The sequence below is a fragment of the Rhizobium changzhiense genome (assembly GCF_013087625.1).
Lineage (GTDB): Bacteria > Pseudomonadota > Alphaproteobacteria > Rhizobiales > Rhizobiaceae > Rhizobium > Rhizobium sophorae.
On record NZ_JABFCQ010000001.1, the window covers coordinates 81,948 to 102,888 of the forward strand.

Below are 20,941 nucleotides of genomic sequence, written 5' to 3' on the forward strand. Positions count from 1 at the left end.
GACAGACGCAAGAGGTAAAATTGTATCAAACCCCTTGACCGCGGCGATTTCCCTGTCCATGTCGGAGGGCCGATATCCATGTTGCGGTGTGTGTCGCGCTGGCTTCAACGCTGGCGTCGTTTCCTTTTTAGAGAATCATCATGAATGTTGTAGTGGTGGAATCGCCTGCCAAGGCCAAGACGATCAATAAGTATCTGGGTCCGGGATACAAAGTGCTCGCTTCCTTCGGCCATGTGCGCGATCTGCCTGCCAAGGATGGCTCAGTCCTCCCCGATCAGGATTTCGAAATGCTTTGGGAGGTCGACGGTGCCTCCGCCAAGCGGATGAAGGACATTGCCGACGCGGTGAAGTCTGCCGATGGCCTGTTTCTCGCGACCGACCCGGATCGCGAAGGCGAAGCGATTTCCTGGCACGTTCTCGACATGCTGAACAAGAAGCGCGTGCTGAACGGCAAACCGGTCAAGCGCGTCGTCTTCAATGCGATCACCAAGAAGGCGGTGCTCGACGCGATGGCCGATCCGCGCGACATCGACGTGCCGCTGGTCGACGCCTATCTGGCGCGCCGCGCGCTCGACTATCTCGTCGGCTTCAATCTTTCGCCGGTGCTCTGGCGCAAGCTGCCCGGCGCACGCTCGGCCGGCCGCGTTCAATCGGTGGCGCTTCGCCTCGTCTGCGACCGTGAATCCGAGATCGAGCGCTTCATTTCAGAAGAGTACTGGAACATCTCGGCGCTTCTGAAGACGCCGCGCGGCGACGAGTTCGAGGCAAGACTGGTTTCGGCGAACGGCAAACGGTTGCAGCCGCGCGCAATCGGCAACGGTGAGGATGCCGGCCGGCTCAAGGCCTTGCTCGAAGGTGCGAGCTATGTCGTCGATACGGTCGAGGCGAAGCCGGTCAAGCGCAACCCGGGACCGCCGTTTACGACCTCGACGCTGCAGCAGGCGGCCTCCTCCAATCTCGGCTTCTCCGCCTCGCGCACCATGCAGATCGCGCAGAGGCTCTATGAGGGTGTCGATATCGGCGGCGAGACGGTCGGTCTCATCACCTATATGCGAACCGACGGCGTGCAGATGGCGCCCGAGGCGATCGACGCGGCGCGCAGCGCCATCGTCGACCAGTTCGGCGAGCGCTACATGCCGGAGAAGCCGCGCTTCTACTCGACCAAAGCGAAGAACGCCCAGGAGGCGCACGAGGCGATCCGCCCGACCGATTTCTATCGTTCGCCCGATCGTGTGCGCAAATTCCTCGATGCCGACCAGATCCGGCTCTACGAGTTGATCTGGAAGCGTGGCATTGCCAGCCAGATGGCGTCGGCCGAGATCGAGCGCACGACGGCTGAAATCACCGCCGACAACAAGGGCGAGAAGGCTGGGCTTCGCGCCGTCGGTTCCGTGATCCGCTTCGACGGCTTCATCGCCGCCTATACCGACCAGAAGGAGGACGGCGAGCAGAGCGACGACGGCGACGAGGATGGCCGCCTGCCGGAGATCAATGCACGCGAGGCGCTCGCCAAGCAAAAGATCAATTCGACGCAGCATTTCACCGAACCGCCGCCGCGCTATTCGGAAGCCTCGCTGATCAAGAAGATGGAAGAGCTCGGCATCGGCCGCCCCTCCACCTATGCCGCGACGCTTGCGACGTTGCGCGACCGCGACTATGTGACGATCGACAAACGCAAGCTGATCCCGCAGGCCAAGGGCCGGCTGGTGACGGCTTTCCTCGAAAGCTTCTTCACCAAATATGTCGAATACGACTTCACCGCCGATCTCGAGGAAAAGCTCGACCGGATTTCCGCCGGCGAGCTGAACTGGAAGCAGGTGCTGCGCGATTTCTGGAAGGATTTCTTCGCCCAGATCGAGGACACCAAGGAACTGCGCGTCACCAACGTGCTCGATTCGCTGAACGAGGCGCTAGCACCCCTCGTCTTCCCGAAACGGGAGGACGGCAGCGATCCGCGCATCTGTCAGGTCTGCGGCACCGGCAACCTGTCGCTGAAGCTCGGCAAATACGGCGCCTTCGTCGGCTGCTCGAACTATCCGGACTGCAACTACACCCGCCAGCTCTCCTCCGAAAACGGCGGGGAAGCGGACGGTGCTGCGCTCAACGAGCCGAAGAACCTCGGCACCGATCCGACGACCGGCGAGGAGCTGACGCTGCGTTCCGGCCGCTTCGGCCCCTATATCCAGCGCGGCGACGGCAAGGAAGCCAAACGCGCTTCGCTGCCGAAGGGCTGGAAGCCCGAGGAAATCGACTATGAAAAGGCGATGGCGCTGATCTCGCTGCCGCGCGATATCGGCAAACACCCCGAATCGGGGAAGATGATTTCTTCCGGCATCGGTCGCTACGGACCGTTCCTCCTGCATGACGGCTCCTACGCCAATCTGGAAACCATCGAGGACGTGTTCTCGGTCGGCCTCAACCGTGCCGTGACGGTTATCGCCGAAAAGGCGAACCAGGGGCCCGGCCGGGGCGCGCGCGGTACGCCGGCGGCGCTGAAGACGCTCGGCGATCATCCTGATGGCGGCCCCATCACCGTTCGCGACGGCAAGTACGGCCCTTATGTCAATTGGGGCAAGGTCAACGCCACGCTGCCGAAGGGCAAGGATCCCCAGGCGATCACCGTCGAGGAGGCGCTTGCGCTGATCGCCGAGAAGGCCGGCAAGACCCCTGCGGGCAAGGCGGCCAAGGCGAAAGCCAAGCCGAAGGCCGCAGCCGCCGAAGCCAAGAGCACCAAGACGGCCGCCAAACCGAAGGCAACGAAGGCGAAAGCGCCCGCGAAATCGAAAAAGGGCTGACGTGAGCAGAATACCGCGCGAGAGAACGAACCCTGCGGGCAAGCGCCCGGGCAAGACCGGCCGCACCGGCAAGGACGCTCCCGCCGTCGAGCCGCTGAACATCGTCCACGGCGCGCTGCCTTCGCGCGAGGTGGTCCTACGCTTCATTGCTGATCATCCGCAAAAAGCGTCCAAGCGTGAACTCGCCAAGGCTTTCGGCCTGAAAGGCGATAGCCGCGTCGAGCTCAAGCAGATGCTGCAGGAGCTCGAGCAGGAAGGCATGCTGCAGAAGAACCGCAAGTCGCTGATCCGGCCCGGTGCGCTGCCGCCTGTCACCGTTCTCGATATCACCACACGCGACAAGGATGGCGATCTGATCGGCCGGCCGGCGGAATGGCCGGAGGACCAGGGCGTCGCACCCGCCGTCGCCATCCGCCAGCAGTCGCCCGCAGGCCGCCAGGGCAAGGGCAAGGCGCCCGTTGCTGGCCTCGGCGACCGCATCCTGGCGAAGATCTTCCCGGCTGTCGATCGCGGCGGGCCGGCCTATACGGCGCGGATCATCAAGGTGATCGACAGGCGCCGCGGCACCTCGATGGGTGTTTTCCGCACGGCGCCGGGCGGCGGCGGCCGGCTGCTGCCGATCGAACGGCGCGGCGAGGAGATGGTGATCGATCCCGACTTCACCGGCGGCGCCACGGACGGCGATCTGGTCGAAGTCGAAATCGCCCGTCTCGGCCGTTTCGGCCTGCCGCGCGCCAAGGTGCTTTCCGTCGTTGGTTCCGTCGGTTCGGAAAAGGCGATCTCGATGATCGCGATCCATGCGCACGGCATCCCGCATGTCTTCCCGCCGGCCGTCATCGCCGAGGCGGAGGCCGCAAGGCCCGCCAGCATGTCGCATCGCGAGGATTGGCGCGACGTGCCGCTGATCACCATCGACCCCGCCGATGCCAAGGACCATGACGACGCCGTCTATGCCGAGCCCGATCCCTCGCCCGACAATCCCGGCGGCGTCCTCGTCACCGTCGCGATCGCCGACGTCTCCTGGTATGTCCGCCCCAATTCACCGCTCGACCGCGAGGCGCTGAAGCGCGGCAACTCGGTCTATTTCCCTGATCGTGTCGTGCCGATGCTGCCGGAGCGCATCTCAAACGATCTCTGCTCGCTGAAAGAAGGTGTCGACCGCCCGGCGCTTGCGGTGCGCATGAGCTTTTCCGGCGAAGGCCGCAAGATCGGCCATACTTTCCATCGCATCATGATGAAGAGCGCCGCCAAGCTCTCCTACCAGCAGGCGCAGGCAGCCATCGACGGGAAACCGGACGATCAGACCGGACCGATGCTCGAGCCGATCCTGAAACCGCTCTGGCACGCCTATGAAGTGATGAAGCGCGGACGCGATCGGCGCCAGCCGCTGGAACTCGATATGCCGGAGCGCAAGATCCTGCTGAAGCCCGACGGCACGGTCGATCGGGTCGTCGTGCCGCCGCGGCTCGATGCGCATAAGCTGATCGAAGAGATGATGATCCAGGCGAACGTCTGCGCCGCCGAGACGCTGGAAAAGAAGCGCCAGCCGCTGATCTACCGCATCCATGACGGCCCGACGCTCGCTAAGCAGGAGATCCTGCGCGAGTTCCTGGCCACGCTCGGCATCTCGCTTGCCAAGGGCGGCAACATGCGCGCCAACAACTTCAACGGCATTCTTGCGAAGGCGGACGGCACGCCGCACCAGACCATGGTGAGCGAGATGGTGCTGCGTTCGCAGAGCCAGGCGATCTACGGCCCGGAGAATATCGGCCATTTCGGCCTCAACCTGATGAAATACGCCCACTTCACCTCGCCGATCCGCCGTTATGCCGATCTCATCGTGCATCGCGCCCTCGTCGGCTCGCTCGGTTTCGGCGAAGGTGGTATCACACCCGACGAAGAGGCGGCGCTCGACGATATCGCCGCCGAAATCTCGACCTTCGAGCGCCGGGCCATGGCAGCCGAGCGCGAGACCGTCGACCGGCTGATCGCGCATCACCTCAGCGGCCGAGTCGGCGAGGAATTTGCCGGGCGGGTCTCGGGCGTGACGAAATCGGGGCTTTTTGTCACCCTGCCGGACTATGGCGCCGACGGTTTCGTCCCTATATCTACGCTCGGCAGCGATTATTTCATCTATGACGAGGCGCATCAGGCACTCTCGGGTGAACGAACAGGGCTCGGCTATCGCCTGGGCGATAGCGTCACCGTGAAACTTGCCGAAGCGATCCCGCTTGCCGGTGCACTGCGTTTTGAGATGATCAGCGAGGGCCGCGAAATGCCGGCGGCGGTGCGTTCCTTCCACAAGGCGGGCCGCCGCGACAGGGGCCAGGTCCGCAAGAAGCCCGGAACGAGGCCGCCACGCGGACGTCATTAAAGCATCGTGCCGAAAGCGGACGCTGGTTTTCGGCAAAACGCGGCAACAACGCAGATCGCCGGTGTTGGACGTGGTTCACAAAACGAATCCGATGCTTTCGGTCTGAAAGAGGAACATGCGATGAGCACACCGACCGATCCGGCCGCCCGCTACGGCGATGCGCCCGAGGTCGAGCGTCCGCTTGGGCGCTCCATCATGCGCGGGCTGATGAACCGCTGCCCGGCCTGCGGCAACGGCAAGCTCTTTCGTGCCTTCCTGAAGCCGGTCGATCATTGCGCGGCCTGCGGCGAGGCGATGCATCACCAACGCGCCGACGACCTGCCGCCCTATATCGTCATCCTCGTCCTCGGCCACGTCGTGGTCGGCGGCTATATGCTGACCGACATGACCTTCGTGCTGCCGGTCTGGGTTCATCTGGCCATCTGGGCGCCGATCACCGTCATCACCGCTCTCGCCTCGATCCAGCCAATCAAAGGCGGGGTCATCGGTCTGCAATGGGCGCTGCGCATGCACGGCTTCGGCGGCGAGAGTGACGGTCCGGATGATTACGACATCCCCGGCCCGAATTAGCGCCTTCACCTTCCAGACATATTTAGCGTGTAGTGCCAGCCCTCCACCGACCACCACCACCCGAATGCGGGAGCCAACGATCCTCAAGACCTGACATGGTAAGCATTTCTTGCCCGAACGGGCTTTACATTCCGCAGATGGTCACTCACATCGGAAATACTGCGAAGCGGCATCCGTCACCTGGATTTGGCACGTCTGTGTCTATCTATCTGACGGGATCGGCCGATTCGTTCGCGCACCTCTCTAAGGATGGATAAATGTCTCAGCCGAGAACCGGCACACCGGGCGATGTCGAAGAAATCCATTGGCCTTCTCTGGTGGCAGCCGTCTCGTCCATATCAGCCGTTGGCATAGCAATCGGCCTCGGTCTGCCCCTCCTCAGCATCATCCTCGAAAAACGCGGCATCTCGTCCACCCTGATCGGGCTCAACACGGCAATGGCCGGGGTCGCGGCGATGGCAGCCGCACCGATCACCACCAAGCTCGCCCATAAATACGGCGTGGCGCCGACAATGATCTGGGCCGTGCTGATTTCGGCGCTGAGCGCGCTGGGTTTCTATTACGCCCAGGATTTCTGGATGTGGTTTCCGCTGCGTTTCGCCTTCCATGGCGCGACGACGACGCTGTTCATCCTCTCCGAATTCTGGATCAACGCCGCTTCGCCGCCCTCCAAGCGTGGCTTCGTGCTCGGCATCTATGCGACGGTGCTTTCCCTTGGCTTCGCGGCCGGACCACTGCTCTTTTCGATCCTCGGCAGCGACGGCATCTTCCCCTTCCTGATCGGCGCCGGCGCGATCCTGCTGGCCGCCATCCCGATCTTCATCGCCCGCGACGAAAGCCCGGTGCTCGAGGAAAAACCGGAGCTGCATTTCATGCGCTACGTTTTCCTGGTGCCGACGGCGACGGCGGCGGTCTTCATCTTCGGCGCGGTCGAAGCGGGCGGGCTGTCGCTTTTCCCGATCTTTGCCGTGCGTGCCCATTTCACCGAATCGCAGGCCGCGCTTCTGCTCACCATGATGGGCGTCGGCAACGTCATCTTTCAGATCCCGCTCGGTCTGCTTTCCGACCGCATCGGCGACAAGCGGCCACTGCTGGCCGGCATGGCACTGATGGGGTTCATCGGCTCGATGATGCTGCCGCTGCTGGTCGACAACTGGCTGCTGATGGCCGGGCTCCTGCTTTTCTGGGGTGGCTGCGTCTCAGGCCTCTATACGGTCGGGCTCAGCCATCTCGGCTCGCGGCTGACGGGCTCTGACCTTGCGGCGGCCAATGCCGCCTTCGTCTTCTGTTATGCGATGGGAACCGTAGCCGGGCCGCAGGCGATCGGCGCGGCGATCGATGTCGCCGGAAATAACGGTTTTGCCTGGGCGATTGCCGCGTTCTTCGGTCTTTACGCCCTACTTTCCGGCATCAGACTGATGTTCATTCGAAAACGGGCTTGACTTTTCGGGCTGGATTCGTAGTTTCGCGCCAGAATTTGCCGTGGAGCCCATCCGGCTTCCACGGCTTTCATTTTCTTAAAGGCAGGACGACCATGGCCAAGGCTACAACAATCAAGATCAAGCTGCTGTCGACGGCCGACACCGGTTTCTTCTACGTCACCACGAAGAACAGCCGTACGATGACGGACAAGATGACGAAGACGAAGTACGACCCGGTTGCGAAGAAGCATGTCGAGTTCAAGGAAACCAAGATCAAGTAATCACTTGGCCTGACGGATTTGAAAAAACGCGCGCCTTCGGGTTGCGCGTTTTTTATTGCCCGGCTTTGTGGGTTTAAAGATGATAGCGCAAACAGACAAAACGCCGCCCTTCCATCTTCGGGAAGTGGCGGCGTTTTCGTGAAAGGGGGTCGGCCAGCATGCAAAACGGCACGAGGAACCGCTATAACTTGCCTACTAGCCGACCGACCCCACGACCCAGGAGATGCGGCGGACCTGAGCATCATGGGGTATCGACAACTCCTCAACGGGAGCGCTTCTCTTATGAGCCGATAATTTGCGCAAAAATGAAAGAAAATCAACAAATTCTTAATGATGAATTTTCTGATCTTGATTCTATGGTTAAAAGTCCAGATTCGGGACATACAAAGATTTATCGGCTCTGCTTGAACGCGAAGCGTAGCGCTTCGCCCTTCGAAGAAATTCGACAATATAGCTTAACAACTTACGCCTCCCCTCCCCTTACGTGAGGTGACGTCGCCGCAATCTATTTGACCGTGTTGGCGGCAGGCATTTTTTTATAGTCTTCATTTCATGTTGAGCTACGGCCTGACACTCTCAAGACTATCGCGCGGCAACACATCCGCAGCAACGCGGCGAGTCCATTTTTGGGCTATTGAGTTGCGAAATTTTCACCCGCATTGCACAGGTGAAAATTAAAAATCGGTAACAATTCGCTTGCCGCAGTGGAAAACCCGCAAATGGCGCCTATGGCGGCAAGTGATTCGTTATGCGGCCGCGGCAACCACACGGTTTCGGCCGGTATTCTTGGCTTCGTAAAGGGCCAGATCCGCCTGTTTCATAAGCTGGTCCGGGGTCAGTACCGACGCAATACGCGAAGCGATGCCAAAGGAAGCAGTGACGTTCAGCGCCTCCCCGGCGTGTTTCAGCATGAAAGGAGCGTTTTCGATCGCTGCACGAAGGCGCTCGGCGACGGCGGCGGCAATTTCCGGCGAGGTGTCGGGCATCACGACAACGAATTCTTCTCCACCGTAGCGGCAGGCAAGATCGGCGCCGCGGATGGTCGAACGGACGCGATTTGAAAATTCCCGCAACACCTCGTCGCCGCCATCATGGCCGTAGGTGTCGTTCACATGCTTGAAGCGGTCGATATCGGTGATCAGCACCGAAAGCGGCCGGCCACGCGCCATCGAACGGTTGAAGAGCACGTTCAGGTGATTGTCGAGATAGCGCCGGTTATAAAGGCCGGTCAGCGGATCGGTCACGGCAAGCTCGATCGTCTGCTTGACGCTGGCGCGCAGACGGTCGTTATAGCGCTTGCGGCGGATCTGCGTCAGGCTGCGGGCAACCAGTTCGTTGGGATCGACCGGGCGGATGATGTAATCGTTGACGCCGAGATCGAGCGCGCGCACGACCATGTCGTCAGCACCCTGCTCGGTGATGATCAGGATCGGCAGGAAGCGCGTGCGCTCCAGCGAGCGCAGCTGCGAGCAGAGGCGAAGCGGATCGTAATCGTCGAAGTTGGCGTTGACGATAACCAGATCGAACGCGCTTTCGGCTGCCTCGAACAGGGCGGCCTGCGGATCGGAGAGGGCAAGTACGTCGGCGACCGGCTTCAGCGCCTTGATGATGCGCTCCTGCGAATTGGCGCGGCCGTCGACGAGCAGGACCTGAGCGGTCTCGTCGGCGCGGCCCTCGCCTGCCCGTGTGAGGTCGTCGATGCCCATCGTATGGGCGGTGTCGGCGCGAATGCGCAGCTCATCGCTCAACGTCTTTAGCCGCAGCAGGCTCTTCACCCGGGAGATCAGCTGCAGATCGTTGACCGGCTTGGTGAGAAAATCGTCGGCGCCGGCCTTCAGGCCGCGTACACGATCGGTCGGCTGGTCGAGCGCGGTGACCATGACGACTGGAATGTGGGCGGTCTTCTGGCTGGCCTTCAGCCGCTCGCAGACCTCGAAACCATCTATGCCGGGCATCATGATGTCGAGCAGGATGAGATCGACCTGGTTGCGCTCGCAGATCGCCAGTGCCGTGTAGCCGTCGGCTGCGGTCATCACGTCGAAATACTCCGCAAGCAGCCGCGCTTCGAGCAGCTTCACGTTGGCCGGAATATCGTCAACCACCAGTATTCGCGCAGTCATCAGCGTCTTTCCGATGCGTCAGGCATCGCCCAGATAGGTCTTGATCGTCTCGATGAATTTCGGAACCGAGATCGGCTTGGAAACATAGGCCTCGCAGCCGCCCTGGCGGATCCGCTCCTCGTCGCCCTTCATCGCGAAAGCCGTAACGGCGATGACCGGAATCACGTGCAGCTCGTCGTCTTCCTTCAGCCATTTGGTGACTTCGAGGCCGGAGACCTCGGGAAGCTGAATATCCATCAGGATGAGGTCGGGGCGATGTTTGCGCGCCAGATCGAGCGCCTCCATACCGTTTCTGGTCTGGATCGTCGTATAACCGGACGCCTCGATGAGGTCGCGAAAGAGCTTCATGTTGAGCTCGTTATCTTCTACAATCATCACCTGTTTGGGCATGACAAGCTGTCCCTACGTCCGTTCACGCAGCGGTTCGTCCCATGAGAAAGGCACATGCGGACAAAAGCTGCGTGAAACCGATAGCGCACGCTACCGATATTTGGTTGAAGAAAAGGTAACTTACCCAGCGAAATGCAAAGCAACTTCAAGACTTCGAAACAACAGGCCGCCGACCCGCACGAGACAGCGATCGCCGTGCTCGGCTGGCTTGCCGACGATCCGGAAATGTTCGGCCGTTTCCTCGCCCTGACAGGAGTGGCGCCCGGCCAGGTGCGCAATGCCGTCAACGATCCCGGATTCCTCGCCGGCATGATGGATTTCCTGATGAACCACGAACCGACGGCCATGGCCTTCTGCGCGGCGAGCGGAATCAGCCCGGAGACAGTGACGGCGGCCTGGCGGCATTTCTCTTCACCGGGCCTCGATTCCGGAGAATACTGACCGTGGCCTCCGGGGAACTCGACATCTCGCATATCCGCCTCGGCGAACGGCCGTTGATCGTCTGCGACGTCGACGACGTCGTGCTGCAGTTTATCGGTCCCTTCCAGCTTTTCCTTCAGAGCCAGGGCCACGCGTTTTTGCCGCGATCGTTCCGGCTTCATGGCAACATCGTCTCGCAAGCCGACGGCGTGGAGATCGAGGATCAAGAGGTTAGCCGGCTGATCGAGGAATTCTTCGAGGCACAAGAGCTGTGGCAGACGCCGCTCGACCGCGTCGTCGAAACGCTCGGCCGGCTTTCGGAAGAGGCCGATATCCTTTTCCTGACGGCCATGCGGCCGCGATTCCAGGACCAGCGCCGTCGCCTGCTCGACAGGATGGGCCTGCTTTTTCCGCTGCTTGCCACCGAACAACCCAAAGGGCCGATCGTTCACGCATTGCATGCCAGCCGCTCCCTTCCCGTCGTCTTCATTGATGATATGGCGCGCAATCTGCATTCCGTCAGGGATCACGTCGCCGATTGCCTGCTGATTCATCTGATGCCGAACTCGCCCGTCCACCGTTTCGCACCGGCGGTCGCCGACGACATCACTCGCGCCACCGACTGGACGCATGCGGCCGAACTGATCGAGGCGCATCTTGTTTCCGGCACCTTCACGCGCGCAGTTCCAGCCGCATGAGCGGACGGCCGTCCTTGCGCCGGGCTACCGTCTCGAAACCGGCGGCATCGAAGATCGCCGTCGAGCCGACGCAGAGCGTCACGGATTTCGACTGCTTCACATGATCGATCGGACAGGCTTCGAGCAGCCGCGCTCCCTGGCGCCGCGCATGGTCGATCGCGCCGGCGAGCAGACGATGGCCCATTCCCTTGCCGCGCAGTTTGGGCAGCAGGAAGAAGCAGCTGACGGCCCAGACGGATGGATCATGCGCATCGCCCTCTTCCAGTGGCCGCGAGACGGTGCGCGGCGAATTGAACTGTGGCACGTCGTAGCGTGGCCCGACCTGCACCCAGGCGACCGGCGCGCCGTCGGCATAACAGAGGATGCCAGGCGGCGGCCCCGCCTTGATCCGGCCCCGCATATGCGCCTTGCGTTCGTCGGCCGCCATCTTCGTCCTCACTGCATGTGGCAGGCGCAACGCGACGCACCAGCAGTTATAGAAGCCACCCTGCGGCCCGAACAAGGTTTCGAAGTCATCCCAGCGTTCTGGCGTTACCGGCTCGAAACGAAGATCGTTATCCAAAGGCAAAGCTTCCACCCTATCTTGTGACTCGGAAGCTTAAGGCGTAACCTCACAATGTTCAATCTTTGTTCCCATGATGACGCCCACGCCTGACAAGACACCCGGCTTCTGTCGCGACTGCCTTGCCGAGCAGAAGGGCGAGGCGCGCCGCTGCGTTTCCTGCGGCAGCCCGCGCCTCGTGCGCCATCGCGAACTCTACGCGCTGACGCTCGCCCATATCGACTGCGACGCCTTCTACGCAGCCGTCGAGAAACGCGACAATCCCGACCTTGCCGACAAGCCTGTCATTATCGGCGGCGGCAAACGCGGCGTCGTCTCCACCGCCTGCTATATCGCCCGTATCCATGGCGTGCGGTCGGCCATGCCGATGTTCAAGGCGCTGGAAGCATGCCCTCAAGCGATCGTCATCCGCCCCGACATGGAGAAATATGTCCGGGTCGGACGGCAGGTGCGCGCCATGATGCAGGATCTGACGCCGCTGGTGCAGCCGCTATCGATCGACGAGGCCTTCCTGGAGCTCGGCGGTACCCAGAGGCTGCATCACGATCCGCCGGCGCGCACGCTCGCCAAATTCGCCCGTCGCATCGAAAGGGAGATCGGGATCACCGTTTCGGTCGGGCTTTCCTATTGCAAATTTCTCGCCAAAGTCGCCTCCGATCTGCAGAAACCACGCGGCTTTTCGGTCATCGGCCGCGAGGAAGCCGTCGAGTTCCTGGCACCGCGTCCCGTGACCACGATCTGGGGCGTCGGCAAGGCCTTTGCAGCGACGCTGGAGGCGGACGGCATCCGCACCATCGGCCAGTTGCAGCAGATGGAGGAAAACGACCTGATGCGCCGCTACGGCAGTATCGGCCAGCGGCTCGCACGGCTGTCGCGCGGCATCGACGACCGCGAAGTGCATCTCAATGATGCCGCCAAAAGCGTTTCGTCCGAGACGACCTTCTTCGATGACATATCGCGCTACGACGATCTGGTGCCGATCCTGCGCAACCTCTCCGAAAAGGTCTCCTGGCGGCTGAAGAAAAACGGCATTGCCGGCCAGACCGTGGTTCTGAAGATGAAGAGCGCCGATTTCAAATCGCGCACTCGCAACCGCAAGCTCGAAGACCCGACCCAGCTTGCCGACAAGATCTTCCGCACCGGGCTCGAGCTTCTCGAAAAAGAGACGGACGGTACGAAGTTCCGCCTGATCGGCATCGGCGTCACCGATCTCGGCGATGCCGGCCGCGCCGATCCGCCCGATCTCATCGACCAGCAATCGGGCCGGCGGGCGGCGGCCGAAGCGGCGATGGACAAGCTGCGCGACAAGTTCGGCAAGAAGACGGTCGAGACCGGCTACACCTTCGGCAGCAAGCGCGATCACTAAGGCGTGAAACCTGCGGGCGATCCAGCCTATAAAATCTTCGTTAAACTTCGTCCCATAATGTGCCGGACAAGTATTGCGTATGGTTGGGTATCATGTTCTCGCGTCTCGTCTTCGGCCTCGGCTTGCTGTCGGCCACCGCACTCGTGCACCCCGCTCTTGCCGCGGATGCGCGCACGCTGCAGATCATCGTCTCGAAGGACAAGCAGTCGCTTGCGGTCTATGATGGCACCGAGGTCGTCGCGACCTCGAAGGTCTCGACCGGCAAGGACGGCCACACGACGCCGAGCGGCATCTTCTCGGTGCTGGAAAAGCAGAAATACCACGAATCCAATCTCTATTCCAACGCCCCGATGCCGTTCATGCAAAGGCTGACATGGTCAGGCATCGCGCTGCACGAATCCAATTCGGTGCCGCGTTATCCGGCCTCGCATGGCTGCGTGCGCATGCCCGGCGCCTTCGCAAAAATGCTCTATGGCATGACCGACCGCGGTGTACCCGTCATTATCAGCGACGGTGAAGTCGTGCCGCAGCCGATCGACCATCCGACGCTTTTCCATCCGGATGCGCCGGCGGCGATGCCGCTGCTTTCGGATGTCGAACTGCGGCCCTCCATGCCCGACAGCCCCGAGAAGCCGGTGCAGGTGGCGATGAACGATACGACTGCGATGCCGATGCCGGCCGCACCACTGATTGTAACGCCCGAACCTGAGCCGCCGTCCGAGCCAATCAGCATGCTGATCACGCGCCGGACGCTGCGCGAGACGGTGATCGACATCCAGACCCTGCTCAACCAACTCGGCTTTTCCGCCGGCGATCCTGACGGCTTGCTCGGTCCGTCGACCGTGCAGGCAATCAAGGCTTTCAGGGCGCTGCGGCCGACGGAATTTGCCGCCGACAGGAGCCTGGTTTCCGACACGCTCCTCAGCGAAGTCTACGCAGCGGCTGGCAAGGGCGAGCCGCCGAACGGCGTCATCATGGTGCGGCAGGCCTTCAAGCCGATCTTCGAAGCGCCGGTGATGATCGCCGATCCGGGACTGGCGCTCGGCACACATTTCTTCACGCTGCATGCGGTCCATGAAAAGGCCGGCACGGCGGACTGGCTCGGCATTACGCTCGAGAACAATCTTTCCCGCGAAACGATGAAGCGGCTCGGCATCACCAATCAGGAAAGCTCGATCATCACAGGCAAGCCGATCGCCCGTTCGCTCAGCCGGATTACCATCCCTGACGAGACCCGCCGCAAGATCGACGCCCTGATCGCGCCAGGCTCGACGCTAACGATTTCCGATACCGGCCTCGGCCGGGAGACCGGCGAAGGCACGGATTTCATCACAATCACCCGCGGGTGACGCGGGGCTGATCAAACCAGTTCGACGTCGACGACGCCGGGGGCGGCACGAAGGGCGGCGGCGATCTCCGGGGTAATCCGGTATTTCTCCGGCAGCGCCACTTCCACCTCACGTTTGCCCTCCTCCTTGATGACGATGAAGGAGACGAGGCCGTCGCCCTTGGCGTTCAAATGGCCGGCCACCATCCGCAGCGGTCCGGAATCGCGGACATAGACGCGCAGCGCCTTTTGCATCTGCAGTGACTTTTCCTCCAGCGACTGGATCGTCTGGATGCGCAGGCCGATGCCCTCCGGCCGCTCCTCGCCCGTCGCGGTCAGCACGAAAGATTTTCCCGACTCGAGCACGTCGCGATAATGGTTCAGCATTTCCGAAAACAGCACCGCTTCGAACTGGCCCGAGGAATCCGAAAAGACGATGATGCCCATCTTGTTGCCGGTGCGGGTCTTGCGCTCCTGCTTCGAGATGACGGTACCGGCAAGGCGCGCATTGGCCGCGCCCTGTTTGATGGCGGCGGAAAACTCGGCAAAGGTCTGCACCCGCATCTTCTGCAGGATGTTGTTGTAGGAATCGAGCGGGTGGGCTGTCAGATAAAAGCCCAGCACCTGGAATTCCTTGAGCAGCCGCTCGGAGGGGAGCCATGGCGAGAACGGCGGCAGAGAGATCTTCTCAGGCCCCGACGTCAGCGTGCTGCCGAAAATGTCCGACTGGCCGCTCAGCTTGTTCTCCTGGGCGCGCTGGGCATAACCGAGAACACGGTCGAGGCCGGCCGCCAGCTGGGCGCGGTCCATGTCGAAACAATCGAAGGCGCCGGCATAGATCAGGCTTTCGAGCACGCGACGATTGACCTGACGCGGATCGATGCGCAGGCAGAAATCCTCAATGCTTGCAAAGGGTTTGTCGCCACGCACCTCGACGATATGGTCGACGGCGGATTCGCCGACACCCTTGAGGGCGGCGAGCGCGTAATAGATGCGGTTGTCGCCGGTCTCGAAATGGCGGAAGGACGTCTGCACCGAGGGTGCGATCACCTCGATGCCGAGGCGCTTGGCATCCTGGCGGAAATCATTGACCTTTTCCGTGTTGGACATGTCGAGCGTCATCGAGGCGGCGAGGAATTCGACTGGATAATGCGCCTTCATATAGGCCGTCTGGTAGGAGACGATGGCGTAGGCGGCGGCATGCGACTTGTTGAAGCCATAATTGGCGAACTTCGCCAGCAGTTCGAAGATATTGTCGGCCTGCGGCTTCGATACGCCGTTCTTGACGGCGCCAACGACGAAGCGTTCGCGCTGCTGGTCCATCTCGGCCTTGATCTTCTTGCCCATGGCGCGACGCAGAAGGTCGGCTTCGCCCAGCGAATAGCCGGACAGGACCTGGGCGATCTGCATCACCTGCTCCTGGTAGACGATGACGCCTTGCGTTTCCTTGAGCAGGTGGTCGATCATCGGATGGATCGATTCCAGCTCTTCGTCGCCGTGCTTGCGGGCATTGTAGGTCGGGATGTTCTCCATCGGGCCCGGACGGTAGAGCGCCACCAGCGCGATGATGTCCTCGATGCAGTCCGGCTTCATGCCGATCAGCGCCTTGCGCATGCCCGCACTTTCCACCTGGAACACGCCGACCGTCTCGCCGCGCGACAGCATCTCGTAGGTCTTCTTGTCGTCGAGAGGAATGGCTGCGAGATCGACCTTGATACCGAGCTTGGCGACGAAATCGACCGCGACCTTCAGCACCGTCAAAGTCTTCAGGCCGAGGAAGTCGAACTTGACGAGGCCCGCCTGCTCCACCCATTTCATGTTGAATTGAGTGACCGGCATGTCCGAGCGCGGATCGCGATACATCGGCACCAGCTTGGAAAGCGGCCGGTCGCCGATGACGATGCCGGCGGCATGGGTCGAGGCATGGCGGTAAAGCCCCTCGATCTTCTGGGCGATGTCGAGCAGGCGCGCGACAACAGGTTCTTTCGCCGCCTCCTCCTGCAGCTTCGGCTCCTCCTCGATCGCCTTGGACAGCGGCGTCGGATTGGCCGGGTTGTTCGGCACGAGTTTGCAGATCTTGTCGACCTGGCCGTAGGGCATCTCCAGCACGCGGCCGACGTCGCGAAGGGCGGCGCGCGCCTGCAGCGAACCGAAGGTGATGATCTGCGCCACCTGCTCGCGGCCATATTTGGCCTGGACGTAGCGGATCACCTCTTCGCGGCGGTCCTGGCAGAAGTCGATGTCGAAGTCGGGCATGGAGACGCGTTCCGGATTGAGGAAGCGCTCGAAGAGCAGCGAAAAACGCAAGGGATCGACGTCGGTGATCGTCAAGGCATAGGCGACCAGCGAGCCGGCGCCCGAACCGCGGCCGGGACCGACCGGAATGTCATGCTGCTTGGCCCATTTGATGAAGTCGGCAACGATCAGGAAGTAGCCGGGGAAACGCATGCGCTCGATGACGCTGAGCTCGAAATCCAGCCGTTCGCGATAATCCCTTTCCTCGTAACCCGGCGACATGCCGAGCGTTGCAAGCCGCATGTCCAGCCCTTCGACCGCCTGCCGGCGCAGTTCGCTCGCCTCGGCGCGTTCGGCCTCCTCGGCATCGTCGGTCGCACCGGTGAAGCGTGGCAGGATCGGCTTTCGCGTCTTCAGCACGAAGGAGCAGCGCGTGGCGATCTCGATCGTATTTTCCAGCGCTTCCGGCAGGTCGGCGAAAAGCTTGACCATCTCGGCCCGGCTCTTCAGATAGTGATCCGGCGTCAGGCGAAAGCGGCTGTCGTCGGAGACGATGGCGTTGTGCGCGACCGCCATAAGCGCATCATGGGCGTCGTAATCGTCGCGTGTCGGAAAGAAAGCCTCGTTGGTCGCAACCAGCGGCAGGTCGTGGGCATAGGCGAGCCCAATAATCTTCTGTTCGTGCCGCTTGTCGTAAGTGCCGTGCCGCTGCAGCTCGACATAGAGCCTGTCGCCGAAGAGACGCTTCAGCCTGAGCAGCCGGGCTTCGGCCTGAGCGGGATGGCCTTCCTTGATCGCCACGTCAACCGGCCCGGTCAAGGCGCCGCTCAATGCGATCAGCCCTTCCGTGCCTGTCTCCTCCAGCCAGGAGGCGCTGATATGAACGGCCTGGTTGCTTTCGCCGCCGAGATAGGCCCGGCTGACGAGATCGACCAGCCGTTCGTAACCGGCATCCGTCGCGGCGAGAAGAACGATCGAAGGCAGCTTGACCAGGGCCTGCTGGCCGCCGCGCTTTTCCGTTTCCAACCCGTCTCCCATATCGATCGAGACCTGGCAGCCGATGATCGGCTGCAGGCCGTCCTCCATTGCCTTCTGGGAGAATTCCAGCGCAACGAACAGATTGTTGGTGTCGGTAATCGCAATCGCCGGCTGGCTGTCGCCGGTCGCCTTGTAGAGGATCTTCTTCAGCGGCAGGGCGCCCTCGAGAAGCGAATAGGCGGAATGGACCCTCAGGTGGATGAAGCCCGGCGTGCCGCCGGTCGCCTCATCCGTTGAACCCTTTGCCGTATCCGCCATGAAATGCCTTCCTAATCACCCGAATGAATCGGACGCATTGTCGGCATAGAGGGCGATGATGTCCAGAAGAAGTCCCGCGTCCGGACCGCACGATTGCCATACGGTCCCCTGAAAAGTTTAGAGCGCCATGACGATGAGCGAGAAGCTGGCAACGAACATTGCGATGGAGGTGAATGCTGCGATATCACGGATCATGTCAGTCATCGGTCTCTCCTTTACTCGTTATGTTTTCAATTTGTTCCATGTATGTTCTATTGTCAACAGGAATCTTTTCCTTCTTTGTTATGTTCGAGAAATGCCGGGATGTCCCCTGCGAATCGCTGGGAGCCAGCACCCGATGCGATGGGCAGCAGGTTGCCCCTTCTCGGCCTGTCGCAGATCGGTCACGGGGCCTAGAAGGCCAACCTCATCGGCGGCCCGTTTATTTCTAACCTATGTTCCCTTTTCGTTCTTTACGCATCGCAGCATATTTGCCAGCATCAGGTTGAGAGGAGAAGGACATGTCGGATATTACGATGCTGAACGAATTTGTTGTGGAGGCCAAAGCTGCGACCTATGTCGGCGGCGGCGTGGCGCGCACGCCCTGCCGGCCGAGTTCCCACGATATCGGTTACGAACGCGGCGACTGGCGCTATCTCGACAGCTATTTCGGTGGGACCGATTTCGCCGGACAGGAAGTGGTGTGGCTTGCCGACGAGCCCGTCTGGGCGATGAATTATTTCGGCTGCATCATTGCGCCTGATCTCATCGACGGCGCAGCAGCCGGAACGGTGATCAAGGCTGCGCTTTCGGCGATGTATCGCGAGGGCCGGTTTCTTGGCGGGATGGAATTCGACCATCCGTTCGGCCGCTATATCGACAGCAGCGAAGGCGGCTGCGAGCGGTTCATCGGCCACGAATGCATCATGGTCGATGGCCAGAAGGCCTATGCGCTCGATTATCGCGGCGGCCTGATCGTGCCCTGATCGCAGCCTTAAAGCGCATCGCGTCAATCTGGATTCATGAGGTGCGCTTTAAGTCTTTGATTTATACATGTCGTTATCCCAAAACCGCTGCACACTTTTGGGCGACATGCGTTCAGAAATCGACGATCTTGCCGTCGGAGATCGTCACGCGCCGATCCATGCGGCGGGCGAGTTCGTGATTGTGGGTGGCGATGAGGGCAGCAAGGCCGGACTGGCGCACCAGCGCTTCCAGCGCGTCGAAGACGTAGCTTGCCGTTTCGGGGTCGAGATTGCCGGTCGGCTCGTCGGCAAGAAGCAGGGTCGGGGCATTGGCGACGGCGCGGGCAATTGCAACGCGTTGCTGCTCGCCGCCGGAAAGCTCGCCAGGGCGATGCGAGCCGCGATGGCCGATGCGCATGTAATCGAGAAGCTGGCCGGCCCGCTCTCCGGCTTCCTTCCAGGAAAGCCCGGCGATCAGCTGCGGCATCATGATATTTTCGAGCGCCGAGAATTCCGGCAGCAGGTGGTGGAACTGGTAGACGAAGCCGATTTCGCTGCGGCGGATCGCGGTGCGCTTCTCATCGCTCAGGCCGTCACAGGCATGGCCGTTGATGTTGACTTCACCGCCGTCAGGATGCTCCAGCAGGCCGGCGATATGCAGCAGTGTCGACTTGCCGGTGCCGGAAGGCGCGACGAGAGCGACAGTCTCCCCCTTCGATATCGAAAAGTCTGCGCCCTTCAGGATCGAGAGCAGCGTATCGCCCTGCCCGTAATGGCGCTCGACGCCGGTAAGCTTGAGAACGACGTTGCGTTTCATGAAGGCGGCATTCCTTATTCGTAGCGCAGGGCCTGCACCGGATCGAGCCTGGAGGCACGCCAGGCCGGGAAGATGGTCGCGATGAAGGAGAGCGTCAGCGCCATGACGACGATCGAGATCGTTTCACTCAGATCCATCTCCGCCGGCAGCTGGCTGAGGAAATAGACCTGCGGATTGAAGAGCACTGTGCCTGAAATCCAGGAGAAGAACTGGCGGACGGATTCGATGTTGACGCAGACGAGAACGCCGAGCAGCACACCGGCAATGGTGCCGACAATGCCGATCGCCGCTCCGGTCATGAAGAAGATGCGCATGATCGCACCGGCGCTGGCACCCATGGTGCGCAGGATGGCGATATCGCTGCCCTTGTCCTTCACCAGCATGATCAGGCCGGAGATGATGTTCAGCGCCGCGACGAGCACGATCAGCGTCAGGATCATGAACATGACGTTGCGCTCGACCTGAAGCGCCGAGAAGAAGGTCTGGTTGCGCTGGCGCCAGTCGGTGATGGCGATCTGGCGGCCGGCCGCCTCCTCCACCTTGGGCCTCAGATCGTCGATATCGTCGGGATTGTCGACGAAGAGCTCGATCGACTGCACCAGTCCCTCGGCATTGAAATAGAGCTGCGCTTCCTCGAGCGGCATGAAGATGATCGAGGAGTCATATTCCGACATGCCGATCTCAAAGAGGCCGGAGATCTTGTAGGATTTGATGCGAGGGCTGACGCCCATCGGCGTAATGTCGCCATCCGGTGACGTCAGCGTGATGAGATCGCCAACGCGCAGACCGAGTTGATCGGCCATGCGGCTGCCGATCAGCACGCCATCGCCGGAGGCATAACCCACCATGTCGCCTGATTTGATGTTGTCGGAGACCGTCTTGAGCTTGGTCAGATCCTCGGCGCGGGCGCCGCGCACCAGAGCGCCGGTGCTGCCGCCGGCTTGGGCTGAGGCGAGCACCTGGCCTTCCACCAGGGGAAGCGCCATCTTGACGCCGGGCACGGCGGCGAGCTTGCTGCTGAGGACAGGATAATCGGTGAAGGGTCCGTCGACCGGCTGCACGATCATGTGCCCGTTGATGCCGAGGATACGCGAGACGAGCTCGGTGCGAAAACCGTTCATCACGGCCATGACGATGATCAGCGTCGCGACGCCGAGCGTAATGCCGACAAAGGAGAAGCCGGCGATCACCGATATGAAGGCCTCCTTGCGGCGGGCGCGCAGATAACGCCACGCCACGAGGCGTTCAAAGGTGGAAAATGGCTTGCCAGCCGGACCCAAGCCGGATTTCGAGCTCCGGTCCACTGCTGCCTCTGCCATTTCGCC

Annotated in this window: 16 protein-coding genes; 10 read left to right on the plus strand and 6 right to left on the minus strand. The window is 61.5% G+C overall.

Going from position 1 to position 20,941, the window contains the following annotated elements:
* The first annotated feature begins 140 nt into the window (after positions 1–140).
* From topA to rpmG, 5 genes are all read left to right on the plus strand, one after another.
* A complete protein-coding gene (gene topA, locus G9X68_RS00450) occupies positions 141–2,795 on the plus strand; it encodes a type I DNA topoisomerase (protein ID WP_171600855.1) in 2,655 nt (884 codons plus the stop codon).
* Between the two features lies 1 nt (position 2,796).
* On the plus strand, positions 2,797–5,169 hold the full coding sequence (gene rnr / locus G9X68_RS00455) for a ribonuclease R (RefSeq protein WP_171600856.1): 2,373 nt from the start codon (positions 2,797–2,799) through the stop codon (positions 5,167–5,169).
* A gap of 120 nt (positions 5,170–5,289) precedes the next feature.
* Positions 5,290–5,739 carry a DUF983 domain-containing protein gene (locus G9X68_RS00460; protein WP_171600857.1) on the plus strand — a complete coding sequence of 150 codons (450 nt, stop codon included), beginning with the start codon at positions 5,290–5,292 and terminating at the stop codon, positions 5,737–5,739.
* Positions 5,740–5,996: 257 nt separating this feature from the next.
* Positions 5,997–7,181: an MFS transporter gene (locus G9X68_RS00465; RefSeq protein WP_171600858.1), complete on the plus strand. Its 1,185-nt coding sequence runs from the start codon at positions 5,997–5,999 to the stop codon at positions 7,179–7,181.
* 92 nt (positions 7,182–7,273) lie between these two features.
* Positions 7,274–7,441: a 50S ribosomal protein L33 gene (gene rpmG / locus G9X68_RS00470; protein ID WP_003547442.1), complete on the plus strand. Its 168-nt coding sequence runs from the start codon at positions 7,274–7,276 to the stop codon at positions 7,439–7,441.
* Positions 7,442–8,187: 746 nt separating this feature from the next.
* Here the strand turns inward: rpmG and G9X68_RS00475 are convergent.
* Positions 8,188–9,561, minus strand: a complete 1,374-nt coding sequence (locus G9X68_RS00475; protein ID WP_171600859.1) for a PleD family two-component system response regulator — start codon at positions 9,559–9,561, stop codon at positions 8,188–8,190.
* An 18-nt stretch (positions 9,562–9,579) separates the two neighbouring features.
* Positions 9,580–9,951 (minus strand): response regulator, encoded by a 372-nt coding sequence (locus G9X68_RS00480; RefSeq protein ID WP_003547430.1) that lies wholly within the window; start codon positions 9,949–9,951, stop codon positions 9,580–9,582.
* A gap of 132 nt (positions 9,952–10,083) precedes the next feature.
* Here G9X68_RS00480 and G9X68_RS00485 point away from each other — a divergent pair, with 132 nt between their 5' ends.
* Positions 10,084–10,392, plus strand: a complete 309-nt coding sequence (locus tag G9X68_RS00485) for a DUF3572 domain-containing protein (protein ID WP_171600860.1) — start codon at positions 10,084–10,086, stop codon at positions 10,390–10,392.
* Between the two features lie 2 nt (positions 10,393–10,394).
* Positions 10,395–11,069: a hypothetical protein gene (locus tag G9X68_RS00490; protein WP_171600861.1), complete on the plus strand. Its 675-nt coding sequence runs from the start codon at positions 10,395–10,397 to the stop codon at positions 11,067–11,069.
* On the opposite strand, the gene G9X68_RS00495 is transcribed toward G9X68_RS00490, so the two are convergent.
* The gene (locus tag G9X68_RS00495) at positions 11,044–11,631 is read right to left on the minus strand and encodes a GNAT family N-acetyltransferase (RefSeq protein ID WP_171600862.1); all 588 of its coding nucleotides are present in this window, start codon (positions 11,629–11,631) and stop codon (positions 11,044–11,046) included. The two genes, G9X68_RS00490 and G9X68_RS00495, sit on opposite strands and share 26 nt — an antisense overlap.
* A 76-nt stretch (positions 11,632–11,707) precedes the next feature.
* Between G9X68_RS00495 and G9X68_RS00500 the strand changes: the two genes are divergently transcribed.
* Together G9X68_RS00500 and G9X68_RS00505 are read left to right on the plus strand one after the other, a co-directional pair.
* Positions 11,708–12,997, plus strand: coding sequence for a DNA polymerase IV (locus tag G9X68_RS00500; RefSeq protein ID WP_171602121.1), 1,290 nt, complete (start codon positions 11,708–11,710; stop codon positions 12,995–12,997).
* Between the two features lie 92 nt (positions 12,998–13,089).
* Positions 13,090–14,346 (plus strand): L,D-transpeptidase family protein, encoded by a 1,257-nt coding sequence (locus G9X68_RS00505; RefSeq protein WP_171600863.1) that lies wholly within the window; start codon positions 13,090–13,092, stop codon positions 14,344–14,346.
* A gap of 11 nt (positions 14,347–14,357) precedes the next feature.
* Here the strand turns inward: G9X68_RS00505 and dnaE are convergent, their stop codons facing one another.
* On the minus strand, positions 14,358–17,855 hold the full coding sequence (gene dnaE, locus G9X68_RS00510; protein ID WP_171600864.1) for a DNA polymerase III subunit alpha: 3,498 nt from the start codon (positions 17,853–17,855) through the stop codon (positions 14,358–14,360).
* 500 nt (positions 17,856–18,355) lie between these two features.
* Between dnaE and G9X68_RS00515 the strand changes: the two genes are divergently transcribed.
* Entirely contained in the window at positions 18,356–18,820 is a 465-nt protein-coding gene (locus G9X68_RS00515; RefSeq protein ID WP_171600865.1) for a DUF5680 domain-containing protein, read from the plus strand.
* A gap of 112 nt (positions 18,821–18,932) precedes the next feature.
* Here the strand turns inward: G9X68_RS00515 and G9X68_RS00520 are convergent, their stop codons facing one another.
* Both G9X68_RS00520 and G9X68_RS00525 read right to left on the minus strand, forming a co-directional pair.
* A complete protein-coding gene (locus tag G9X68_RS00520; protein ID WP_064649063.1) occupies positions 18,933–19,616 on the minus strand; it encodes an ABC transporter ATP-binding protein in 684 nt (227 codons plus the stop codon).
* 14 nt (positions 19,617–19,630) lie between these two features.
* The gene (locus G9X68_RS00525; protein WP_171600866.1) at positions 19,631–20,935 is read right to left on the minus strand and encodes a lipoprotein-releasing ABC transporter permease subunit; all 1,305 of its coding nucleotides are present in this window, start codon (positions 20,933–20,935) and stop codon (positions 19,631–19,633) included.
* Positions 20,936–20,941 lie beyond the last annotated feature (6 nt).

What these genes read in the sequence shown, in the direction of transcription:
- topA (WP_171600855.1), top strand. Translation starts at nt 141, where the DNA reads ATGAATGTTGTAGTGGTGGAATCGCCTGCCAAGGCCAAGACGATCAAT.
- G9X68_RS00460 (WP_171600857.1), top strand. Translation starts at nt 5,290, where the DNA reads ATGAGCACACCGACCGATCCGGCCGCCCGCTACGGCGATGCGCCCGAG.
- G9X68_RS00465 (WP_171600858.1), top strand. Translation starts at nt 5,997, where the DNA reads ATGTCTCAGCCGAGAACCGGCACACCGGGCGATGTCGAAGAAATCCAT.
- rpmG (WP_003547442.1), top strand. Translation starts at nt 7,274, where the DNA reads ATGGCCAAGGCTACAACAATCAAGATCAAGCTGCTGTCGACGGCCGAC.
- G9X68_RS00475 (WP_171600859.1), bottom strand. Translation starts at nt 9,561, where the DNA reads ATGACTGCGCGAATACTGGTGGTTGACGATATTCCGGCCAACGTGAAG.
- G9X68_RS00480 (WP_003547430.1), bottom strand. Translation starts at nt 9,951, where the DNA reads ATGCCCAAACAGGTGATGATTGTAGAAGATAACGAGCTCAACATGAAG.
- G9X68_RS00485 (WP_171600860.1), top strand. Translation starts at nt 10,084, where the DNA reads ATGCAAAGCAACTTCAAGACTTCGAAACAACAGGCCGCCGACCCGCAC.
- G9X68_RS00500 (WP_171602121.1), top strand. Translation starts at nt 11,708, where the DNA reads ATGACGCCCACGCCTGACAAGACACCCGGCTTCTGTCGCGACTGCCTT.
- G9X68_RS00505 (WP_171600863.1), top strand. Translation starts at nt 13,090, where the DNA reads ATGTTCTCGCGTCTCGTCTTCGGCCTCGGCTTGCTGTCGGCCACCGCA.
- dnaE (WP_171600864.1), bottom strand. Translation starts at nt 17,855, where the DNA reads ATGGCGGATACGGCAAAGGGTTCAACGGATGAGGCGACCGGCGGCACG.
- G9X68_RS00515 (WP_171600865.1), top strand. Translation starts at nt 18,356, where the DNA reads ATGTCGGATATTACGATGCTGAACGAATTTGTTGTGGAGGCCAAAGCT.
- G9X68_RS00520 (WP_064649063.1), bottom strand. Translation starts at nt 19,616, where the DNA reads ATGAAACGCAACGTCGTTCTCAAGCTTACCGGCGTCGAGCGCCATTAC.
- G9X68_RS00525 (WP_171600866.1), bottom strand. Translation starts at nt 20,935, where the DNA reads ATGGCAGAGGCAGCAGTGGACCGGAGCTCGAAATCCGGCTTGGGTCCG.